Source organism: Streptomyces sp. NPDC039465, from assembly GCF_055639315.1.
This window is the reverse complement of sequence record NZ_JBVKAP010000005.1, coordinates 299990-322367: the sequence shown is the minus strand read 5'-3', so window position 1 is coordinate 322367 and position 22378 is coordinate 299990. Positions and strand designations below refer to the sequence as shown.

The following is a 22378-nucleotide window of genomic DNA, read 5'->3' as shown; positions in this document are numbered from 1 at the left end:
ACGTCTCAGGAAGCTCAGCCCGCGAGGATCTCGCGCGCCAGCTTGGCCGTCTCGGTCGGCGTCTTGCCGACCTTGACGCCCGCGGCCTCGAGGGCCTCCTTCTTCGCCTGCGCGGTGCCGGAGGAGCCGGAGACGATGGCGCCGGCGTGGCCCATGGTCTTGCCCTCGGGGGCGGTGAAGCCCGCGACGTAGCCGACGACCGGCTTGCTCACGTTGGCCTTGATGAAGTCGGCCGCACGCTCCTCGGCGTCGCCGCCGATCTCGCCGATCATGACGATCAGGTCGGTGTCGGGGTCGGCCTCGAACGCCGCGAGGGCGTCGATGTGCGTCGTACCGATGACCGGGTCGCCACCGATGCCGACGGCGGACGAGAAGCCGATGTCACGGAGCTCGTACATCATCTGGTAGGTCAGCGTGCCGGACTTGGACACGAGACCGATGCGGCCGGGCTTGGTGATGTCGCCCGGGATGATGCCGGCGTTGGACTGGCCGGGGGTGATCAGACCCGGGCAGTTCGGGCCGATGATCCGGGTCTTGTTGCCCTTCGACTTCGCGTACGCCCAGAAGGCGGCGGAGTCGTGGACGGCGATGCCCTCGGTGATCACGACGGCCAGCGGGATCTCGGCGTCGATGGCCTCGACGACCGCGGCCTTCGCGAAGGCCGGCGGCACGAAGAGGACCGAGACGTTGGCGCCGGTCTTCTCCATGGCCTCGGCGACCGTGCCGAAGACGGGGATCTCGTGACCGTCGATGTCGACGGTGGTGCCGGCCTTGCGCGGGTTCACGCCACCGACGATGTTGGTGCCGTCACCCAGCATGAGCTTGGTGTGCTTCATGCCCGTGGCACCGGTCATGCCCTGGACGATGACCTTGCTGTCCTTGTTGAGGAAGATAGCCATGGCTGTGGTTTCCCCTGTCCCTTACTTCGCAGCCGCGAGCTCGGCGGCCTTGTCGGCCGCGCCGTCCATGGTGTCCACGCGCTGCACCAGCGGGTGGTTGGCGTCCGACAGGATCTTGCGACCCAGCTCGGCGTTGTTGCCGTCCAGACGGACGACCAGCGGCTTGGTGACCTCTTCGCCCTTGTTCTTCAGGAGCTCCAGGGCCTGCACGATGCCGTTGGCAACCTCGTCACAAGCGGTGATGCCACCGAAGACGTTGACGAACACGGACTTGACGTCCGGGTCGCCGAGGATGATCTCCAGGCCGTTCGCCATCACCTGGGCGGAGGCGCCGCCACCGATGTCCAGGAAGTTGGCCGGCTTCACGCCACCGTGGTTCTCACCGGCGTACGCGACGACGTCGAGGGTGGACATGACCAGACCCGCGCCGTTGCCGATGATGCCGACCTGGCCGTCGAGCTTGACGTAGTTGAGGCCCTTGGCCTTGGCAGCAGCCTCGAGCGGGTTGGCTGCGTCCTTGTCCTCGAGCGCCTCGTGCTCCGGCTGGCGGAAATCGGCGTTGGCGTCCAGGGACACCTTGCCGTCCAGGGCCAGGATGTCACCGGAGGCGACCTTGGCGAGCGGGTTGACCTCGACGAGGAGCGCGTCCTCGGCGATGAAGGTCTTCCACAGGGTCACCATGACCTCGGCGACCTTCTCGGCGACCTCGGCCGGGAACTTCGCCTGGGCGACGATCTCGCGGGCCTTCTCGATGCTGACGCCCTCGACGGCGTCGACCGGGACCTTCGCGAGGGCCTCGGGGGTCTTCTCCGCGACCTCCTCGATGTCCATGCCGCCCTGGACGGACGCCATGGCGAGGAAGGTGCGGTTGGTGCGGTCGAGGAGGTACGAGACGTAGTACTCCTCGAGGATCTCCGGAGCAGTCTCCGCGATCATCACCTTGTGGACCGTGTGGCCCTTGATGTCCATCCCGAGGATGTCCGTCGCGCGGGCGACGGCCTCGTCGGGGGTGGAGGCGAGCTTGACGCCGCCGGCCTTGCCACGGCCGCCGACCTTCACCTGCGCCTTGACGACCGACTTGCCGCCCAGCCGCTCGGTCGCCTCGCGGGCTGCCTCAGGCGTGTCGATGACTTCACCGGCCAGCACCGGTACACCGTGCTTGGCGAAGAGGTCCCTCGCCTGGTACTCGAACAGGTCCACGCGCGTCCGTCCCTTTTCAGTGGTATCGCGGTTCGTTGTCTGCGTGGGCGTGCCGCGGAGGGCAACGTGACTGCGCTGTCACTGAGGGAGGCGTACACGGTGTCCGTGGACGCGGCATGTCCGTCTCGCAGGTTATCCCCGTGGGCCGTAGGTCCCTAAATCGCAGATCACACCTGAGCGGTGATACCTGTCACAGATCATGCCGACGGCGGCGCCCCGACACCGCCGCGCCTGCGTGACCCCGGCCACAAAAGGTGGTACGGAATCCGTGCCGGAGGGGCCCGGCGCCGCCGCGGTTACGGATTTCGCAGCGCGTCGTACGGCATGTCCTGCCGGCGTGTCCTACTAATGAGTAGCCATGTCCGGAATGGGCAGGGGCCGCTTCTCGATCGCCGCCGCCATCACCTCGGGGAAGAGATCCGGGGTGCAGGCGAAGGCCGGCGCCCCCAGAGCGGCGAGGGCGGCGGCGTGCTCGCGGTCGTAGGCCGGGGCGCCTTCGTCCGAGAGGGCGAGCAGCGCCACGAACTGGACGCCCGAGGCCTTCATCGCCGCGACCCGCTTCAGCATCTCGTCGCGTATGCCGCCTTCGTAAAGGTCGCTGATGAGGACGACGACGGTGTCGGCGGGACGGGTGATCTGGGACTGGCAGTAGGCCAGCGCCCTGTTGATGTCCGTGCCGCCGCCGAGTTGGGTGCCGAACAGCACGTCCACCGGGTCATCCAGCTGGTCGGTGAGGTCGACGACGGCCGTGTCGAAGACGACGAGCCGGGTGGCGATCGAGCGCATCGAGGCGAGGACGGCGCCGAACACCGAGGCGTAGACGACGGAGGCGGCCATCGAACCCGACTGGTCGATGCAGAGGACGACGTCCTTCTTCACCGACTGCGCGGCCCGCCCGTATCCGATCAGCCGCTCCGGCACGACGGAGTGGTACTCGGGCAGGTAGTTCTTGAGGTTCGCCCGGATCGTGCGGTCCCAGTCGATGTCCCGGTGGCGCGGTCTGCTGACCTTGGCGCTCCGGTCGAGGGCGCCGGTGAGGGTGGCGCGCGTGCGGGAGGCGAGCCGCTTCTCCAGGTCCTCCACGACCTTGCGTACGACGATCCGGGCGGTCTCCTTGGTCGTCTCGGGCATGGCCTTGTTGAGCGAGAGCAGCGTGCCGACGAGGTGGACGTCCGCCTCGACGGCCTCCAGCATCTCCGGCTCCAGCAGGAGGGTGGACAGGCCGAGACGGTCGATGGCGTCGCGCTGCATGACCTGCACGACGGAGCTGGGGAAGTACGTACGGATGTCGCCGAGCCAACGGGCCACGGACGGGGCCGACGCGCCGAGCCCGGCCGAGCGGTCCCGGCCGCCCTGCCCGGTGCCGCCCCGGCGCTCGCCGTAGAGCGCGGTAAGCGCGCCGTCCATCGCCGCGTCCGTCCCGGACAGTGCGCGGCCCGTGCCGTCGGCCTCTCCCCCGCCGAGCACCAGCCGCCAGCGTCGCAGCCGCTCGTCCGGTCCGGTCATCGGCCCACCCCCACCAGGTCGTCGTCATCCATGTCGAGGTCATCCATGTTGAGCAGAAGCCGCAGCACCGGCAGGACGCCGTCGGCCCGTTCCTCGTCCAGGCCGGGCCCGAAGCCCGGAACACCGGCGGACGTACGGGCGGAGCCCGCGCCGGTGGCCGGGCCGCGGGCGACCAGCTCGCCCAGCGTCCGGCGGACTCCGGGCTCGTACGACGAGAAGGTGCGGCGCAGCAGCGGCAGTACGTCGGTGAACGCGTGCGCGGGCACGCCGGTCAGCCAGGCGTCGACGAGGCCGAGCAGGCGCTCGTCGTGGACCAGGAGCATGCCGCCGCCGGAGGCGCCACCGACGAAGCCTTCGATCCAGGCCGCCGCTTCGGCGGGCGGGGTGCCGGGCGAGAGGGCGAGCCCCATCAGCCGGGTGGCCTCGTCCTCGGCGAGGCGCCCGTCGTCCAGGAGCAACCGCGCCGCCCGGCCCCGTATCAGCCCGGGGACGCTGTCCCGGCCGGCGAGCCCGCGCAGTACGGCTCCCCAGCGGGCGGCGAGCTCGGCGCTGTCCGGCAGGAGTCCGATGGCGGTGTGCACGCCTTCCAGATGGCCGCGCATGTCGGCGGCCGCGTCGGTGTCGAGTGCGGTGCAGGCGGGGGGCAGTCCCACACAGATGCGCTGGGCGAGCCCGGCGGCGACCTCGGCGAGCGCGGCGGTGTCGGTGGACCGTACGTCGCCGTAGCGCAGGGAGCGGGCCAGGGCGGGCAGGGCCTGGGCGAGGTGCGCGACGTCGGTGTCGAGGGCGGCCCGGTCGGCGAGCGCGCGCATCACGACGGGCAGCGCCTGGGTGAGTTCGGCGAGCAGGCAGCGCTCGGCGAGGGCGGTGATGTCGGCGAGGGCGGTCGCGGAGGCGGCATCGGATGCCGCCTTGGCGGTGGCGGCGGAGAGCACGGTGGTGCCCCAGGCCCCGGCTTCGGCGATCTTCACATGGAGCTCCGGCTCCCAGCGCAGCCGCCAGCTCTCCCGGAAGGTGCCGGTGGAGCCGCGTCCGGCGGAGGGCTCTCCCCAGCCGACGCCGAGCAGTCGCAGCCGGTGCAGCAGCCTGCTGCGGGCGGCGTCCATGTCCTTGCGGAGGTCGAGGTCGAGCTCCTTCTCCAGGGCCTCCGGCTTGAGCCGGAGGCTTCGCTGGAGCCCGGCCAGATCGCGCTGGAGCGGGACGGCCGGGGCGTCCGGGGGCACTTCGCCCAGGACGTCCCCGATGATCAGCCGGTCCCGGACGAGATCGAGCGGCACGTCGGAGCCGTCGCACATCACGGCCCGTACGGCGTCGAGGGTCTCGCCGAGCCCCGCGAGGGGGCGGCCGCGCATGGTGGCGAGCGTCTCGGCGAGCCGTACGGCCTCGATGACATGGGCGGAGGAGACGAGCCGGTCCTCCTCGCGCAGGAGGCCGGCGACCTTGGTCATCCAGCGTTCGACGGGGCGGTCGGGGGCGGCGAAGAGATGGCCGTACCAGCCCGGGGAGTCGATGCCCGCGCCGTAGCCGGAGTGCCGGGCCAGCCTGCGGTGGGTCCAGGGGACCCAGGTGGTCTCCGCCTTGACCTTGGGCAGGCCTTTGAGCAGCGCGCGGTCGGCCGTGACCGCGGTGCGCCCGGTCAGCGCGGGCACGTGCCAGGCGCCGCAGACCACGGCGACGTCCTCGTCGCCGAACTCCTTGCGGGCGCTGCGCAGTTGGATCCGCATATGGGCTTCGCGAACGAGATCGCGCTGGTGGCCGCCGTGGCCGTAGGCCTCGCGGAGGGCTCCCATGGCGTCGGCGAGCGCGTCGAAGGGGGAGCCGGCGTCGCCGCTGCCCCGGTGTTCGATCACGTCCTCCCACCAGCGCTCGGGGTCGTCGTATCCGGCGGTCTCGGCGAGGACGCCGATCGGATCGATCCGTACGCCCTGGTCGGCCACCTCGTCCCCCTCCCCGTCGCCCCAGGTGGGGTCGAGGGCGAGGGAGTGGGCGGCGGGCAGGTCGATGAACCGTACGGCGGCCTTGTGGTCGAGCGCCCAGCGGATCGCCACCCATTCGGGGGAGAACTCTGCGAGCGGCCAGAACGCGGCCCGTCCCGGGTCGCCCACGGCGTGGGCGAGGAGCGCGACGGGCGGGCGCATCGCCTCGTCGGCGGCGAGCGGCAGCAGCGCGTCCCCCTCGGGCGGGCCTTCGACGAGGACGCAGGCGGGCTGCCGGGCCTCCAGGGCGGCGCGCACCGCGCGGGCGGAGCCGGGACCGTGGTGGCGGACCCCGAGGATCAGCGGCCCGGTGCGGCCGTCGGCGGCGGCCGTCATGCGCTCACCTCGCGGCAGGCGCGGTAGAAGTCCTTCCAGCCGTCGCGTTCGCGGACCACCGTCTCCAGATACTCCTGCCAGACGACCCGGTCGGCGGCCGGGTCGCGGACGACGGCGCCGAGGATGCCGGCGGCGACGTCGTCGGGCCGGAGGACTCCGTCGCCGAAGTGGGCGGCGAGCGCGAGGCCGTTGGTGACGACGGAGATGGCCTCGGCTGTGGACAGCGTCCCCGAAGGGGACTTGAGCTTGGTGCGGCCGTCGGTGGTGATGCCGTCGCGCAGCTCGCGGAAGACGGTGACGACCCGGCGGATCTCGTCGGTGCCCTCGGGTGAGGTCGGCAGGTCGAGCGAGCGCCCGAGCTGGTCGACGCGGCGCGAGACGATGTCGACCTCGGCATCGGGGGTGGCGGGCAGGGGCAGGACGACGGTGTTGAACCGGCGGCGCAGTGCGCTGGAGAGGTCGTTGACGCCGCGGTCGCGGTCGTTGGCGGTGGCGATCAGGTTGAAGCCGCGGACGGCCTGGACCTCCTGGCCCAGCTCGGGGATGGGCAGCGTCTTCTCGGACAGGATCGTGATCAGGGTGTCCTGCACGTCGGCGGGGATGCGGGTGAGCTCCTCGACGCGGGCGGTCATGCCTTCGGCCATGGCGCGCATGACGGGGCTGGGGACCAGGGCGTCGCGGCTGGGGCCGTGGGCGAGCAGCTGCGCGTAGTTCCAGCCGTAGCGGATGGCTTCCTCGGGGGTGCCGGCGGTGCCCTGGACGAGCAGGGTGGAGTCCCCGCTGACGGCGGCGGCGAGGTGCTCGGAGACCCAGGTCTTGGCCGTGCCGGGCACGCCGAGCAGGAGCAGGGCGCGGTCGGTGGCGAGTGTGGTGACGGCGACCTCGACGATGCGGCGCGGGCCGACGTACTTCGGGGTGATCACCGTCCCGTCGGGGAGCGTGCCGCCGAGGAGATAGGTGGCGACGGCCCACGGCGACATCTTCCAGCGGGCGGGCCTCGGCCGGTCGTCCGCGGCGGCGAGCGCCGCGAGCTCCTGCGCGAAGGCGTCCTCGGCGTGCGGCCGCAGGGCTTCGGCCCCGGTGTGCGCGGTGGTCTCGTCGGTTGTGGACACGGTCATGGAATCCCCCTCCAGATCGTTCGACCGGGTGTGGATCCCACCGTGCACCATGCCACTGACAACGGCCCGTCGTCGCAGGTCAGGGAGTGAAAAGCGGGGCCACGGGCGGAAGTTGCCCGGGGCCCCGCGTGAGAGGTCCGCGGCCGTCGCCGGCCGAGGCGCCTACTGCGCGATCGGGGAGACCGCGACGCAGCCGCCGGCCATGGCCTTGTCGCCGGTGGCCTCCTTGATGACCTTGCCCTTGTACATGATCTTGCAGGTGAGGTCGGCGGCCTCGAGGGACACGGGCATGACGGCCGGCGGCATGATGCCCTTGAGGGTGACGGTCTTCTTCCACGGCAGGGTGGGCTTGGCGGCCGACTCGATCTTCGGGTTCATGGCCTCGCCGCCACCGCCGTGGTACTCGATCGTCTCGACGGACTTGCCGGTGACCTCGTAGGTGACCTCGTAGTTCTCGTTCACGGCCTTGTCGACCTGGTCGGCGGCCTTGTCGGCGACCTCGGAGCAGGCGGTGAGACCGAACGCGAGACCGGCTGCGGCGACCGTGATCACTGCGGTGCGGATGGAGCGCTTCATGCGGGGTCCCCCTTGGTTCTGGCTGTCGACAGCGCAGCAAATCGTAAAGGGATGGCAAAGTCAAGGGCTCGGCGGGAGCGGCGAAATCGCAGGTCAGAGCGGATTGTCAGTGGCGCCCCGTAGCGTCGTGGCCATGAATCAGCAGGGGGTGCGCTGGACGGCGGAACAGGTGCTGGCTCTGGCTCCTGACGTCGCCTCACGCAGAGCGGGAAGCAAACTCGGCACGGCCGGCCCGTGGTCCGAAGCGGGCAGCAGCGGCGACGGCGCCGTGTGGGGCCTGTGCAAGGGCAGCGGAAGCAAGCCGTATCAGACGATCGTCGACACCACGGGCCCGGCGTACAAGTGCAGTTGCCCCAGCCGGAAGTTCCCGTGCAAGCACGCGCTGGGGCTGCTGCTGCTCTGGGCGGCCGGCGAGGACGCCGTGACGACCGTCCAGGACGGGGACGTTCCCGACTGGGCCGGGACGTGGCTGGAGGGCCGCCGCGAGCGGTCCTCCCCGAAGAAGAAGGAGACACCGGCCGGTGACGGTCCGGCCGCCGGGGCGGCGGACCCCCAGGCCGCACGCCGCAGGGCCGAGCGCCGGGCCGGCCGGATCACGGCCGGTGCGCAGGAGTTGGAGCAGCGGCTCGCGGACCTGCTGCGCGGCGGCCTCGCCTCGGCCGAGCGCGCCGGATACGGCCTGTGGGAGGAGACCGCCGCCCGCATGGTCGACGCCCAGGCGCCGGGACTGGCCGGGCGGGTGCGGGAGTTGGGGGCGATCCCGGGTTCCGGCCCGGGCTGGCCGGTACGGCTCCTCGAGGAGTGCGCCCTGATCCATCTCCTGGACCGGGCCTGGCTGGGCGTCGAGCGGTTGCCCGAGCCGCTCGCGGCGACCGTGCGCACCCGCGTCGGTCTCACCGCGCCGGTCGACGGCCCCTCGGTCCGGGACCAGTGGATGGTCCTCGCGCAGTACGACTCCGGAGACGGCCGGCTCACCACTCGTCGTATCTGGCTGTACGGGCGGACCGGCGGCCGGACCGCGCTGTTGCTGTCCTTCGGCGCCGCGGGCCGGGCGCCCCAACTGGCCCTTCCGGTCGGGGTGGTGATCGACGCCGAGATCACCCCGCACGCGGGGGCGGGGCAGCTGCGCGCCGAGTTGAGCGAGCGGTTCTCCGTTCCCGTCCCGATCGACTCCCCGCCGCCGGGCGGCCCGGTCGCCGCGGCCCTGGACTCGTACGGCCACGCGCTGCGCGACGACCCCTGGCTCGACTCCTGGCCGGTGACGCTCACGGACGTCATACCGGTGCCGGCGGACGGCGGCTGGCAGCTGGCCGACGCGGCCGGCGGGTCCGCCCTGCCGCTCACCGCGTCCCCGCACAGCCGGCCCGGGCTGTGGCGGCTGGTCGCCCTGTCGGGTGGCGGCCCGGTCACGGTCTTCGGGGAGTGCGGCCACCGCGGCTTCACGCCCCTGGCCGCCTGGTCCGCCGAGACGGCCGAGACGGTCGCGCTCACGTGAACGAACTGGAGGACCCGATGACCGCCACCACATCCTGGGAAGAGCTCGTCACCTCGGCCCTTCTCGGCACCGACCGCAGACCGCCGGCCGGCCCCGCGGCCCCGGGCCGGGACGCGCCCGCGGCCCTGCTGGACGCCGCCGCGCTGCACACCGTACGGCGCAGGGCGGGTCTGCGACCGGCGCCCGCCGCGCCCCTGCCCGAGCCCGCGCCGCACGATCCCCGCAAGCCGCTGCCCGAGGCGGCCCGGCACCGCCTCACCCAGCTGCTGGCGGGCCGCGCCGCGCCGTCCGGGGGGCGGCGCGGGGTGGCCCCGGACCTCGCCGAGCTGCTGCCGCAGTGGCTCGCCGCGGCCAACGACCACGGCTACCGCGCCCCGGCCTCCGCCCTGCCCGCCCTGCTGGACGCGGCCCGGGCCCGTACGGACCTGCGGCCGCAGGCGCTCGCCTTCGCCGGGCCGCGCGGGCTGTGGCTCGCCCGGCTCAACAGCGACTGGAAGTTCGCCCTGCGCGGCGGCTTCGGGTCCGCCCAGCCGGGTGGGCCTGACCATGGCGCGGCGCTGCCCACGCCCGACGACGGCGAGGCGGTGCGCCGCCTGTGGGACGAGGGGCTGTTCGCCGAGCGGGCCGCACTGCTGGGCTCCGTACGGGCCACGGACCCGGCCGCCGGGCTCGCCCTGCTCGCCGCCACCTGGGCCACCGAACGGGCCGAGGACCGGCTGATGTTCCTGGACTCGCTGCGGACGGGGCTGTCCGACGCGGACGAGCCGTTCCTGGAGCAGGCCCTCGCCGACCGCAGCCGCAACGTCCGCTCCACGGCGGCCGAGCTGCTGTCGGCGCTCCCCCACTCCGCGCTGGCCGCGCGCATGGCGCGCCGGGCCTGGTCCTGCGTCGGGCCGGACCGCTCAGGCGACGCGGCCGCGATCGTGGTCGAGGCGCCGCACGAGTGCGACGCGGCGATGCAGCGCGACGGGGTGATACCGAACCCGCCGTCCGGCCGGGGCGAACGATCCTGGTGGCTTGGCCAGTTGATCGAATCCGCGCCGCTGGCGACCTGGACGGCGCGGCTCGGCGGCCGTACGCCGGAGGAGATCGTCGCCCTGCCGGTCGGCGACGGCTGGCGGGACGAACTGCACGCCGGCTGGTGCCGGGCGGCGGTGCGGCAGCGGGACGCGGCCTGGGCCCGAGCACTGCTCGGCCCGCCGACGACACCGCCCGCGGCCGGGCCGGGCACGCAGTCCCTCGCCGAGCGGTCCAAGCTGCTGTCCGTGCTTCCGGCGGACGAGCGCTCCTTCTGGGTCGCGTCGTTCATCGCCGCCCACGGGCTGTCCGAGGCGTTCCAGCTCCTCGGGGTCTGCGCGGTGCCGTGGTCCGAGCCGCTGGGCCGGGCGGTCGTGGACGCCCTCGACATCGCCAGGGACGCGGGCAGCTACCCCTGGAGCTTCAGCGGGGTGATGGGCCTGGCGGAACGGTGCCTCGACCCGGGCGAGGCGGACCGTCTGGAGGTCCTCACCACCCTCCCCGACGAGCCCGAAGGGGCTTCGCCGGGCGCGGGCGGCTACTGGTCGGAGGCGTTCCAGCGGCTGGTGTCCACGCTGAGGCTCCGCGCGGCGATGCGGTCCGAGCTGGCACCCGACGGCTGACCGGGACCAGCGGGCGCGGGCGGCCCGGACGGGGCCGCCCGCGCCCGGCCGCGACCGGGCCGGGTGGGGCCTCGCCCGTGACCGGGGCTACGCCTCGGCGTTCTGGCGGACGTTGGCGTTGACCCAGTCCACGATCGACGTCGTCGTCGCGCCCGGAGTGAAGATCTCCGCGACGCCCTTCTCCTTCAGCGGGGCGATGTCCGCCTCCGGGATGATCCCGCCGCCGAAGACCTTGATGTCCTCCGCCTCGCGCTCCCGCAGCAGCTCGAGCACCTTCACGAAGAGGGTGTTGTGCGCGCCGGACAGGATCGACAGGCCGATGGCGTCCGCGTCCTCCTGGATCGCGGTGTCCACGATCTGCTCGGGCGTCTGGTGCAGCCCGGTGTAGATGACCTCCATACCGGCGTCACGCAGGGCACGTGCGATCACCTTCGCCCCGCGATCGTGGCCGTCGAGACCCGGCTTGGCGACCACCACGCGGATCGGACCGGTCACACCCATCACTGCCTCCGAATGCGTCCCCCGTACCTGATGCCGGGGAGGTGAACGAACGTTATCTACAGCATCCCGCAACCAGCCGTTTCGCGGTGGACACCGAGGGGGAAATCACACGTGGGACATGTTCGTCAGCGCCGTATCCCTCCGCGCGGGCCATCCGGCCCCACTCGGGACGGCCGCCAGGGCAGCCGCTAGCAGTCGCCGTACCACCGCGCCGTCCAGCCGCACGGCGCGGCGGTACGGCTCACTGGACTTCAAGGGCTCCCCTTTCCGTTCGGGAGGCCGGCGATGAGGTTCACCTTCTCCCTGCATCTCTCGATCGCCCTGCTGAAGGCGACCGCCCTGGAGCTGGCGGTCCTCGCGGGTCATGTGCTGCTCTACCCCACCGGCGTGATCCCGGAACGCCGCCCCGCCCCCGACACGCCCGGGACGACCGTCTCCCCCGGTCCCCCGCCCCGGCCACCGGTGGTCCTGCTCCACGGCTTCGTCGACAACCGCTCCGTCTTCGTCCTGCTGCGCCGCTCCCTCGCCCGGCACGGCCACCACCACATCGCGTCGCTCAACTACTCCCCTCTCACCGGCGACCTGCGCACGGCCGCCGCGCTGCTCGGCCGCCATGTCGAGGAGATCTGCGCCCGCACCGGCCAGCCACGCGTCGACATCGTCGGCCACAGCCTCGGCGGCCTGATCGCCCGCTACTACGTCCAGCGGCTCGGCGGCGACCGGCGGGTCCGCGTCCTGGTCACGCTCGGCACCCCGCACGCGGGTACGTCCGTCGCCCCGGCGGCCGGGATCCATCCCCTGGTCCGCCAGATGCGCCCCGGCTCGCCCGTCCTGCGTGAACTGGCGGCGCCCGCACCGCTGTGCCGCACCCGCTTCGTCAGCTTCTGGAGCGATCTCGACCAGATCATGGTCCCGGTCGAGACGGCCCGCCTGGACCACCCCGACCTGATCGTGCGCAACGTCCGGGTCAGCGGCATCGGTCATCTGGCGCTGCCGGTCCATCCGGCCGTCGCCGCCGGCATCCGCGAAGCCCTCACGGCGGACGAGTCCGCATCCGGTGCGCCGGGAGCCGCCTCGGTCGCCTGACACCACGTAGGGCTGAAGAAGGAGCCCGGCGCTGGCGTGTGTACGCCACTCGCATCGAACACCTGTCGAACGCAGGGCCAACACTCTGCCCACAGTCCGCCGAAAGGCGGCCGAATGCCCGTTTCCCGAGGGCGTAAAACCCGCGGAAGATTGTCGGTTGCGCATACCGCCGGGTACAGTCACGCCACTGCTTCCCCCTGGGACCCCCTCATGGGATGAGCCCAGACCGGTCCTGCTGCCGAGGCGAGAGAGAAGTTGGTGAACGACCAGCACCCCCACGCCGGGTACGTCGGAGACGACGCCTACACCACAGGCAGCTTCGCGACGGATCCGCTCTTCGGTGCCATGCCTGGCAGCCAGAACAGCTACGACCAGAGCAGTTACGACCAGAGCGGCTACGACGCCGGCCACAGCGGCCAGTACGACACCACGCAGTGGTCCGTCGGCCAGCAGTGGGACGTCGGCTCGTACGACACCTATGTCGCCCAGCAGCAGGTGTCGCCGCAGCAGTACGACACCACGGGGCAGTGGGACGCAGCGGCCTGGAACCAGGCAGGTCAGACAGGCCAGTTCGAGGCCGCGCAGTTCACCTCGTACGACACCACCGGCCAGTGGACCACTCCCACCTTCGAGACCGGTACGTACGACGCCACCGCCTGGAACTACCCGGCGCCCGAGCCTGAACCCGTCGTACCGCACCAGTACACCCCCGAGCAGGGCGGGCCGGAGTACCTCACCGAGCCCGAGTACACCGCCGAGTACGCCGGCGAGTCCGGCCCCGAGTTCCTCGACGCCGAGCCGCGTACCGAACTCCTCACCGAGGTCCCGCAGATGACGCAGGCCGATCCGGCCGGCGCCGCGGACCACCTCGGCGCGGACCATCTCGCCGAGACCATGACCGCGCCGGTCGTCTCCGCGTACTCGCCCGCCACGCAGCCGGCCGCCGCCCGCCCGGTGCGCCGCGCCGGTGGCAGCCGCGGCCGTCGCCGCACCCCCGCCAAGCGCTCCGCGCTCCTCACGGTCGCCGTCCCCTCCGCCTGCGTGATGGGCGTGGCCGGGATCGCCGCGGCGTCGGTGAGCGGGCTCACCAGCGGCACGACCGAGAAGAAGGACGACACGACGTCGCTGGCGGCCGCCGACCCGGCCTCCGTCAAGCCGGTCGCCGCCAACAGCCAGCTGGACACCCAGCTCGCCGCGCTCAGCGCCGACGCCCGCGACTTCGGCGACCGCGCGAGCCGCACGCAGGAGCGCATCGACCTCAAGGCGCGCCAGGAGGCGGAGCGCAAGAAGCGCGAGGAGGAGGCGGCCCGCAAGGAGGCCATGCGCCCCAAGTTCGTGCTGCCGGTCGAGCTGCACCAGCTCAGCGCGCGGTACGGGCAGGCCGGTGTCAACTGGATGTCCCTGCACACCGGTATCGACTTCCCCGTGCAGTACGGCACGCCGGTGATGGCCGCGACCGACGGCACCGTACGGACGCAGTGGAACAGCGCCTACGGCAACATGGCGATCGTGACGGCCAAGGACGGCACCGAGACCTGGTACTGCCACCTCAGCACCACGAAGATCCGTTCCGGCAAGGTGAAGGCCGGTGAGGTGATCGCCTACTCCGGCAACTCCGGCAACTCCACCGGCCCGCACCTCCACTTCGAGGTACGGCCGGGCGGCGGCGCGGCCATCGACCCGCTGCCGTGGCTGCGCAGCCATGGGCTCGACCCGACCGGCTGACAAGATCGCAGAAGAAGCAGACGAAAGGGGAGGCGGGCCCGTCCGGGCCCGCCTCCCCTTTCGTCTGCCGTTGGCTAGAGCTTCTCGACCGGCGCGTACCGCAGCAGCAGCCGCTTGGGCTTCTCGTCGCCGAAGTCGATGGTGGCCTGCGCGTCGGCGCCCACGCCGGTCACGGCCATGACGGTGCCCAGGCCGAACTGGTCGTGGGTGACCCGGTCACCGACCTGGAGGGCGATCACCGGCTTGTCGGTCGCGCGGCGCGTGGCGAAGCCCGAGGGGCCCGAGCGGGAGCGGGCCGAGGACAGCGAGGACGTGATCCCCGCGGTCGGCCCGGCGGGCTTGGCCATCCGGCCCGTCCGCTTCCACTCCAGATACGTCTCCGGGATCTCCTCCAGGAAGCGGGAGGCCGGGTTGTACGACGGCTGGCCCCAGGCGCTGCGCATCGAGGAGCGGGTCAGATAGAGCCGCTCGCGGGCGCGGGTGATCCCCACATAAGCGAGGCGCCGCTCCTCCTCCAGCTCCTTGACCTGGCCCAGCGCGCGCATGTGCGGGAAGACGCCGTCCTCCATGCCGGTCAGGAACACGACCGGGAATTCGAGGCCCTTGGCGGTGTGCAGGGTCATCAGCGTGATGACGCCGGAGCCGTCCTGGTCCTCGTCGGGGATCTGGTCGGAGTCGGCGACCAGGGCGACCTTCTCCAGGAACTCGGCGAGCGTGCCCGTACCGGCGCCTTCCGCGCCCTCGGCCTCCGCCCGCTCCTGCTCGAACTCCAGGGCCACGGCGGCGAGTTCCTGGAGGTTCTCGATCCGGGTCTCGTCCTGCGGGTCGGTGGAGGCCTGCAGCTCGGCGAGGTAGCCGGTCCGCTCAAGGACGGCTTCGAGCACCACGGCGGGGCCGGCGCCGGAGTCGACGATCGTGCGCAGCTCCTCCATCAGCGTGTTGAAACGCTTGACGGCGTTGGCGGAGCGGGCCGCCATGCCGTACGCCTCGTCGACCCGCTTCAGCGCCTGCGGGAACGTGATCTTCTCTCGCAGGGCGAGCGCGTCGATCATCGCCTCGGCGCGCTCGCCGATGCCGCGCTTGGGGACGTTGAGGATGCGGCGCAGCGGGACGTTGTCCTCGGGGTTGGCGAGGACGCGCAGGTAGGCGAGGACATCGCGGACCTCCTTGCGCTCGTAGAAGCGCACGCCGCCGACGACCTTGTAGGGCAGTCCGACGCGGATGAAGATCTCTTCGAAGACACGGGACTGGGCGTTCGTCCGGTAGAAGACGGCGACGTCACCGGCCTTCGCCTCGCCCGCGTCCGTGAGCCGGTCGATCTCGTCGGCGACGAACTGGGCCTCGTCGTGCTCGGTGTCGGCGACGTAGCCGGTGATCTGCGCGCCCGCGCCCGCGTTGGTCCACAGGTTCTTGGGCCGACGGGACTCGTTGCGCTCGATGACCGCGTTGGCGGCGGAGAGGATCGTCTGCGTCGAGCGGTAGTTCTGCTCCAGCAGGATCGTCGTCGCGTTCGGGTAGTCCTCCTCGAACTGGAGGATGTTGCGGATGGTCGCGCCACGGAAGGCGTAGATCGACTGGTCCGCGTCACCGACGACGCACAGCTCGGCAGGCTCCAGGTCCTCGTAACCGGTGCCGACCAGCTCCCGTACGAGGGTGTACTGGGCGTGGTTGGTGTCCTGGTACTCGTCGACGAGGACGTGGCGGAAGCGGCGGCGGTAGTGCTCGGCGACGTCCGGGAACGCCTGGAGCAGATGGACCGTCGTCATGATGATGTCGTCGAAGTCCAGGGCGTTGGCCTCGCGGAGCCGGGCCTGGTACATGCGGTACGCCTCGGCGAGGGTCTTCTCGAACCCGTCGGCGGCCTGGTCGGCGAAGGCCTCCTCGTCGATCAGCTCGTTCTTCAGATTCGAGATCTTGGCGCTGAAGGACTTCGGCGGGAACTTCTTCGGGTCGAGATCCAGATCGCGGCAGACCAGGGCCATCAGGCGCTTGGAGTCGGCGGCGTCGTAGATCGAGAACGAGGAGGTGAAGCCGAGCTTCTTCGACTCGCGGCGCAGGATGCGCACACACGCGCTGTGGAAGGTCATGACCCACATGGCGTTTGCGCGCGGGCCGACGAGCTGCTCGACACGCTCCTTCATCTCACCGGCGGCTTTGTTGGTGAAGGTGATCGCCAGTATCTGGCCGGGGTGGACGTTCCGGGTGGCCAGGAGGTGGGCGATGCGGTGGGTGAGGACCCGGGTCTTGCCGGAGCCGGCGCCGGCCACGATGAGCAGCGGGGTGCCGGTGTGGACGACGGCGGCGCTCTGCTGTTCGTTCAGCCCTTCGAGGAGCGCGGCGGCGTCCACGACGGTGCGCGGGGCGCCGTCGCGGTAGTACGCGTCGCGGGCCGGGGGCACGTCGAACTTGCCGTCGAAGAGGTCGTGCGGGACCTCCTCCGCGGCCGGGTCGTCGTCCTCGGGCGGGGGCGGGTGCTCCTCCGAGGTGCTGCTCCGGAGGTCCGTCAGGAAGCTGTCGTCAAAGAGGCTGCTCATCGCCTAACGAGTCTAGGCCGCCGCACTGACACCTCGGGGCGGTATCGCCGACCGCGGGACGGTCGGCCACCGCCCGTAACCGGAGGATGCGGTTCCAGTGACGGGCCGACGCCACCCTGTCAAAGGTCACGGAAATGTATCGGACATATCGAGCAACGTCCTTCACAGCAGCACCACAGGTTGGCTAGCGTGCCTGCCCAAGCGGCCCGAGAGACTCCACCGATGCTTCGCCGAACGGCCGCTCCGCACCGAACCTGGCTTCCCCGCACGGGAGTTCATGGGCCACGGAAGGAGATGCCGGCCTTGGCCTCGCATCGCAAGCCGCGCACCGCACGTACCACGCACTCCCCCGCCGTCGGGGTGACGACGGCCGCCCTCGCCTCGGTCACGCTGCTGTCCACGCAGGGCGCGGGTGTGGCGGGCGCCACTCCGGCGGCGCCGCCGAAGCCCACGGTCGAAGAGGTCCAGAAGAAGGTCGACGACCTCTACCGGCAGGCGGGCACGGCGACCCAGGAGTACAACCGGGCCAAGGAGGCCACCGACCAGCAGCGCCGTACGGTCGGCTCCCTGCTGGACGACGTCGCGCGGCGCGCGGAGGCCCTGAACACCTCTCGCCGGGCGCTCGGCTCGTACGCCGCGGCGCAGTACCGGACCGGCGCGGTCAGCCCGACGGCGGCCCTGATCTTCGCGGACAGCCCCCAGTCGTACTTCGACCAGACCCAGCTCATGGACCGGATGGCCGACCGGCAGGAGCAGGCCGTCGCGGACTTCCGGCGCGAGCAGGCCGCCACCGCCAAGAAGCGCGCCGAGGCGACGAAGAGCCTGGAGAGCCTCGCCTCCTCGCAGGCGAGGCTGCGGGCCAAGAAGCAGACCGTGCAGGGCAAGCTGACCGAGGCCCGCGCTCTGCTGGCGCGGCTGACGGCCGAGGAGCGGGCCCGGCTCGCCGAGCTGGAGCGCCGCCGCGAGGCGGAGGCCCGCCGCAAGGCCGAGGAGCAGGCCAAGGCGGAGGCCGAGCGCGCCCGCCGCGAGCGGGAGGCGGCCGAGCGGCCCAGCACCCCTGCCGCCCCCACGGCCCCGACGACGCCGGTGGCACCGGGGAGCGGCTACGCGACCAAGGCCGCCAAGGCCCTGGCCTTCGCCCGCGCCCAGATCGGCAAGCCGTACGTGTGGGGCGCCACGGGCCCGAGCTCGTACGACTGCTCCGGGCTGACCCAGGCGGCCTGGAAGGAGGCCGGCGTGGAGCTGCCCCGGACCACCTGGGACCAGGTGAAGGTCGGCACCCGGGTCGCCACCGAGGATCTCCGCCCCGGTGACCTGGTCTTCTTCTACGACGACATCAGCCACGTCGGCATCTACCAGGGCAACGGCACGATGATCCACGCGCCGAAGCCGGGGGCGAACGTCCGCGAGGAGTCCATCTACTACATGCCGATCTACGGCAGCGTGCGCCCGGCCTGAGTCCCGCTCCCCAGAGGCCTCGGTCGGGGATATATGAGTCGGCGCAGGGCCGCCTCGGCCGGGCCTCGGCGGCCGGCCCGCTCCAGGGCGTAGGCCCCGGCGACCGTGATCAGCCAGACGCCGACGGCGAACAGGGCCATGGTGGCGCTGCTCAGGTGCCGGCCGAGTCCGAGGCCCCAGGCGGCGAGGAGCGGGGCGAAGATCAGGGAGTGCGTGAGGTAGCAGGACAGAGAGCGCTTGCCGACCGCCGATATCGCGGTGACGGCGGTGGCCGCGCCTCCCGTGGTCCGTCCGGCCGCCCGGCGCCGCGTCCACCAGTGCGTGAAGAGGGCGATCGCGGCGACGTAGCCGATCCCCGCCGCGTTCCCGGTCACGTCGCGCAGGAGGGTGAGCACCCCCGTCTCGCTCTGCGCGTTGTCGGGCACGGACAGCGCGCCGATGTGGGCGAGCGCGGACGGCAGCGCGCCGAGCCAGCCGATGGTGACACCGATGACCGCCGTGCGGCGCAGCAGCGGCAGGTGGCGTCCGGGCTCTTCGAGCACGCGCCGCCGCGCGGCCCAGAAGCCGAGCAGGAAGACGACGTACGTACCGCCGACGAGGGCGGCGAGGGCGCCGCCGAAGGTGACGAACAGTCCCGTGGTCAGGCGGGTGCCCGCGGCGGCGAGCCAGCTGCTCTCGGCCCCGGCGTACGCCTCGACACCGGCCTCCGCGCCCGCGTCGCCCATGGTCCACAGGGTCCCGTCGAGCAGGGCGGCCACGACCGGGAGGGCGGTCACGAGCAGCAGCTGCGCGCAGGCGATGCCGATCCACCACTTCAGGGCGCGGTCGCTGCGCCGCAGGAACAGCCAGCCGAGGAAGAAGCTGAGCAGGCCGTAGTAGCCGAGGATGTCGCCGGCCATGAGGAGGGCGGAGTGCGCGAGGCCTATGACCAGCAGCCAGAGGCTGCGTCGGCGCAGGATGGCGACGGCGGTGCGCTCGGCGGCCCCGGCCGCGGTCTGGCGCAGGTAGAGCTGCGTCATGCCGTAGCCGAAGAGGAAGGCGAAGAGCGGATAGATCCGCATGTCCAGGACGGTGATCATGGTGAACTGGATGGCGCGGTCGGCCCATGAGCCGTCGACGGGGTGCCATCCGGAGGCGCCGTGCGGCGCCGCCCACAGATGGAACGCCGTGTTGGACAGGACGATGAGCAGCAGCATGATCCCGCGGGCGAGATCGGGGGCGAGCGCGCGCTCGTCGGGCCGCACGGCGCCGCGGGGCGACGGGACTTCTCTCGTCTCGACTGTCATGGCCTCACGTTAGGAAGGCCATGGGTAGGCGGACATCCGCCGTCCGTCGCGGGACGCACCGACCTTCGGATGACGATCGGCCCGTCCCCGCGCGACGAAAGACCTACCCGGCGAAGGTTTGTTCGCCCAGAGCGGCGGCGGTCACGTCCAGAGCGTGGCGATGAAGATGTTGGCCACGGTCAGCCCGCCCACCGCGCCGAACAGCCCCTTGTCCACCTTCTCCTCGTCCCGCTTCACATAGACGAGCGCCAGGATCACGACCAGGACGGCGAGCTTGATGCCGACCTTGAGGTTGTTCACGGTCTGGTCGTCCGCCTGGTTGAGGCCCACCAGCGCCACACCCGTGACCAGCATGGTCAGCGCGCCGTGCAGCATCGCCGGGGTGAAGCGGGCCGTGCCCGTGCTCATCGCCTTCATCTGCGTGAGGAAACCGCCGAGGAGGGAGGCGATGCCGATGATGTGCAGGGCGACGAAGACATTGATGAGTACGTCCATGAGGCGGAGCCTAGCCGGGCCCTTATCACCCCCCGTCGGGCAGGTGGGCCTCATTGGGCGCATCGGTCACAGCCGTACAGGAATCGGAGGTTCCGCTGTTCTGGCGGTCGTAAGGAAACGATCCCGCGCGTCCATCTGCGGCCAAGACCGAGCAAGCCTCCACCCGCCCGTGACTCCCGGCCTAGCGTCCTCCCGCACGTGGCCACTCCCCCGGGCCACACCCGTGACCGTAGGGAAAGGATGTGACCCGCCCTCGTGGCAGCGCATCGGAAACCCAAGCAGCGCCCGCTCGGCGGCCCGGCCGCCCGCACCGCCGCCACGCTCGCGCTCGCCGGCGCCGCGACCGCCACCGCCTTCGAGGGCTCCGTACACGCCGACCCCAGGCTCACCCCCGCGCAGGTCAAAGCGAAGGTCGACAGGCTGTACCAGGAGGCCGAGGAGGCGACGGAGAAGTACAACGGCGCCAAGGAGAAGGCGGACAAGGCCCGCGCCGCCTTCGACCGGCTGCGCGACGAGGCGGCCCGCCGTACGGACCGGCTCAACTCGCGCCGCAACGCGCTGGGGTCGATCGCCACCGCACAGTACCGCTCCGGCGGCATCGACCCATCCGTGCAACTGGCCCTCACCTCGAACCCGGACGAGTACCTGGAGCGCGCCGCGCTCGCCGACCGCGCCGGGGACCGACAGGCCGCCGCCATCGCCTCCGTACGCCGCGAGCTCACCGAGATCGGGCGGCTGCGCGCCGAGTCCAGGGAGCGGCTCGACGAGCTCCAGGCCAGGCAGGCCGAGCTGAAGACGCACAAGACGGCCGTGCAGGGGAAGCTGCGCGAGGCCGAGTCGCTGCTGGCCAGGCTCACCGCCGAACAGCGGGCGCGGTACGCGCGCGAAGGCGCCGGCGACGGACGGTCCCCGGCGGCGGACCGGGCCGGCCGCGGCGCCCCGCGCGGCGCCGTACCCGCCCCCAACTCCCGGGCCGCGCAGGCCGTCTCCTTCGCGTACGGGGCGCTCGGCAAGCCGTACGTATGGGGGGCGACCGGGCCCGATGCCTTCGACTGCTCCGGTCTGACGCAGGCCGCGTGGCGCTCGGCCGGGGTCTCCCTGCCGCGCACCACCTACACCCAGATCAACGCCGGCCGACGGATCTCGCGCTCCGAACTCGCCCCAGGTGACCTGGTGTTCTTCTACTCCGGCATCAGCCATGTCGGCCTGTACATCGGCGGCGGGCAGATGATCCACGCCCCGCGCCCGGGGGCACCGGTGCGGGTCGCGCCGCTCGACGAGATGCCGTTCGCGGGGGCGACCCGGGTCGCGTAGGGCGCTGTGGCGGGGCGCGCTACGCGCCGGTTCCCGTGCCCGGCTGTCCCAGCGTCTGCTGCCCCATGCGCCGGGTCAGCCACTCGAAGACCGGCCGGACCTGGCGCTGCCAGGTCGGGGTGGTGTGCGGGGCGTCCACCTTGCGTGCCTCGATGTACGTGGGCGGCTTCGACGCGTCGCGCAGCTCCAGGCCCTGGCGGTAGCCGTCGCGGCCCTTGCCGGTGAACAGCAGCGAGAGGCGGGGCGGGGTGGGCGCGGCCTTCAGGATGTTCAGGGGGTTGTTGTCGCGGCGCAGCTTCGGGTCCTTGGCGGTGAGCGCGTCCGGCTCGGCGGCGGGGTCGTTGTAGCCGTTCATCGCCACGGCCGCGCTGTAGCGGTCGGGGTGGGCGATGGCCAGCTTGGCGGCGCAGTGCGCGCCCGCCGAGTAGCCGGCGATGGCCCAGTCCGAGGCCTTGGCGGAGGCGCGGAAGTTGTCCACGACCATCTTGCGTACGTCGACCGTGAGCCAGGAGTCGGCGTTGACCTTGCCGGTGACGTTGGCGCAGCCGGTGTCCGCGTTGGGCAGCAGGTTGGTGCGCGGGGCGACCAGGATGAACGGAGCGACCTTGCCCTGCTTCATGAGCGGACCGAGCGTGTCGTTGGCGTGCAGGCTGCCGAACCACGCCTTCGGGGAGCCGGGGTAGCCGGACAGCACCTCGACGACCGGGAACGTCCGGTCCCGGTAGGCCGGGTCGTCGTACTGCGGCGGCAGCCACACGTACACCTCGGCCTTCACCCCGGAGACCTTGCCGTCGAGCGTGGTCTGCTGGACCCCGGCGCCCATCTTGGGGTCGGTGGCCGGGGTGAACGTCTGCCTCACCTTGGGCAGATCGGCGATCTTCTTCCCGCCCGTGCCGTCGGGGCCGAGGTCGGCGGCCTTGTCGACGTGGTTGGCCGTGCCCAGCAGGTCCGCCCAGGTGTCGTAGAGGCTGTTGGTGTTGTTCACCGCGACGAACACCACCAGGACCGCGGTGACCTGCGCGAACCCGACCATGAGGAGCCGCACCACGCCCCTGACGAACGCGGGGCCGCGCAGCCGGCTCCACAGCACCAGCGGCAGCAGGACCGCGATCACCGCGAGCACGATCGCGGTCACGAAGAAGGGGGTTCCAGTCAGGCTCATCACGAGGACTAAGAGGCCTCGGTCACCCGCTCGGTTGCCGCGACCGTGTACCAATTACCGCACGATTGCCC

The 22378-nt window shown here is 71.9% G+C and carries 17 protein-coding genes; 6 read left to right on the top strand and 11 right to left on the bottom strand.

Annotation, left to right across the window (positions count from 1 at the left end; genetic code table 11):
- Positions 1–14: 14 nt before the first annotated feature.
- The 6 genes from sucD to ACZ7LT_RS19380 all read right to left on the bottom strand — a co-directional run bounded on the left by sucD (position 15) and on the right by ACZ7LT_RS19380 (position 7611).
- Positions 15–899, bottom strand: a complete 885-nt coding sequence (sucD, locus tag ACZ7LT_RS19405; RefSeq protein ID WP_471237256.1) for a succinate--CoA ligase subunit alpha — start codon at positions 897–899, stop codon at positions 15–17.
- Positions 900–920: 21 nt separating this feature from the next.
- The gene (gene sucC, locus ACZ7LT_RS19400; RefSeq protein ID WP_471237255.1) at positions 921–2099 is read right to left on the bottom strand and encodes an ADP-forming succinate--CoA ligase subunit beta; all 1179 of its coding nucleotides are present in this window, start codon (positions 2097–2099) and stop codon (positions 921–923) included.
- Positions 2100–2444: 345 nt separating this feature from the next.
- Entirely contained in the window at positions 2445–3605 is a 1161-nt protein-coding gene (locus tag ACZ7LT_RS19395) for a VWA domain-containing protein (RefSeq protein WP_471237254.1), read from the bottom strand.
- Positions 3602–5917 (bottom strand): DUF5682 family protein, encoded by a 2316-nt coding sequence (locus ACZ7LT_RS19390; protein WP_471237253.1) that lies wholly within the window; start codon positions 5915–5917, stop codon positions 3602–3604. Before ACZ7LT_RS19390 ends, ACZ7LT_RS19395 begins: the two co-directional genes overlap by 4 nt.
- On the bottom strand, positions 5914–7035 hold the full coding sequence (locus ACZ7LT_RS19385; protein ID WP_471237252.1) for an ATP-binding protein: 1122 nt from the start codon (positions 7033–7035) through the stop codon (positions 5914–5916). Before ACZ7LT_RS19385 ends, ACZ7LT_RS19390 begins: the two co-directional genes overlap by 4 nt.
- Positions 7036–7197: 162 nt before the next feature.
- Positions 7198–7611 (bottom strand): MmpS family transport accessory protein, encoded by a 414-nt coding sequence (locus ACZ7LT_RS19380; protein ID WP_471237251.1) that lies wholly within the window; start codon positions 7609–7611, stop codon positions 7198–7200.
- 133 nt (positions 7612–7744) lie between these two features.
- Between ACZ7LT_RS19380 and ACZ7LT_RS19375 the strand changes: the two genes are divergently transcribed.
- Complete coding sequence (locus ACZ7LT_RS19375) at positions 7745–9106, top strand: SWIM zinc finger family protein (protein WP_471237249.1); 1362 nt, start codon at positions 7745–7747, stop codon at positions 9104–9106.
- A gap of 17 nt (positions 9107–9123) precedes the next feature.
- Positions 9124–10746, top strand: coding sequence for a DUF5691 domain-containing protein (locus ACZ7LT_RS19370; RefSeq protein ID WP_471237248.1), 1623 nt, complete (start codon positions 9124–9126; stop codon positions 10744–10746).
- 87 nt (positions 10747–10833) lie between these two features.
- Here the strand turns inward: ACZ7LT_RS19370 and ACZ7LT_RS19365 are convergent, their stop codons facing one another.
- Positions 10834–11247, bottom strand: coding sequence for a cobalamin B12-binding domain-containing protein (locus ACZ7LT_RS19365; protein ID WP_471237247.1), 414 nt, complete (start codon positions 11245–11247; stop codon positions 10834–10836).
- Positions 11248–11532: 285 nt separating this feature from the next.
- Here ACZ7LT_RS19365 and ACZ7LT_RS19360 point away from each other — a divergent pair, with 285 nt between their 5' ends.
- Positions 11533–12333 carry an esterase/lipase family protein gene (locus tag ACZ7LT_RS19360; protein ID WP_471237246.1) on the top strand — a complete coding sequence of 267 codons (801 nt, stop codon included), beginning with the start codon at positions 11533–11535 and terminating at the stop codon, positions 12331–12333.
- Positions 12334–12591: 258 nt separating this feature from the next.
- Complete coding sequence (locus tag ACZ7LT_RS19355) at positions 12592–14058, top strand: M23 family metallopeptidase (protein ID WP_471237245.1); 1467 nt, start codon at positions 12592–12594, stop codon at positions 14056–14058.
- 74 nt (positions 14059–14132) lie between these two features.
- On the opposite strand, the gene pcrA is transcribed toward ACZ7LT_RS19355, so the two are convergent.
- Complete coding sequence (pcrA, locus tag ACZ7LT_RS19350; protein ID WP_471237244.1) at positions 14133–16592, bottom strand: DNA helicase PcrA; 2460 nt, start codon at positions 16590–16592, stop codon at positions 14133–14135.
- Positions 16593–16886: 294 nt separating this feature from the next.
- Between pcrA and ACZ7LT_RS19345 the strand changes: the two genes are divergently transcribed.
- Positions 16887–18050, top strand: a complete 1164-nt coding sequence (locus ACZ7LT_RS19345) for a C40 family peptidase (protein ID WP_471237242.1) — start codon at positions 16887–16889, stop codon at positions 18048–18050.
- Here the strand turns inward: ACZ7LT_RS19345 and ACZ7LT_RS19340 are convergent.
- Positions 18026–19336: a DUF418 domain-containing protein gene (locus ACZ7LT_RS19340; RefSeq protein ID WP_471237241.1), complete on the bottom strand. Its 1311-nt coding sequence runs from the start codon at positions 19334–19336 to the stop codon at positions 18026–18028. The two genes, ACZ7LT_RS19345 and ACZ7LT_RS19340, sit on opposite strands and share 25 nt — an antisense overlap.
- A gap of 141 nt (positions 19337–19477) precedes the next feature.
- Complete coding sequence (locus ACZ7LT_RS19335) at positions 19478–19831, bottom strand: hypothetical protein (RefSeq protein WP_471237240.1); 354 nt, start codon at positions 19829–19831, stop codon at positions 19478–19480.
- Positions 19832–20086: 255 nt separating this feature from the next.
- On the opposite strand from ACZ7LT_RS19335, the gene ACZ7LT_RS19330 reads away from it, so the two are divergent.
- On the top strand, positions 20087–21145 hold the full coding sequence (locus tag ACZ7LT_RS19330; RefSeq protein ID WP_471237239.1) for a C40 family peptidase: 1059 nt from the start codon (positions 20087–20089) through the stop codon (positions 21143–21145).
- Positions 21146–21164: 19 nt separating this feature from the next.
- On the opposite strand, the gene ACZ7LT_RS19325 is transcribed toward ACZ7LT_RS19330, so the two are convergent.
- Positions 21165–22307 carry an alpha/beta hydrolase gene (locus ACZ7LT_RS19325; protein WP_471237238.1) on the bottom strand — a complete coding sequence of 381 codons (1143 nt, stop codon included), beginning with the start codon at positions 22305–22307 and terminating at the stop codon, positions 21165–21167.
- Between the last annotated feature and the right edge of the window lie 71 nt (positions 22308–22378).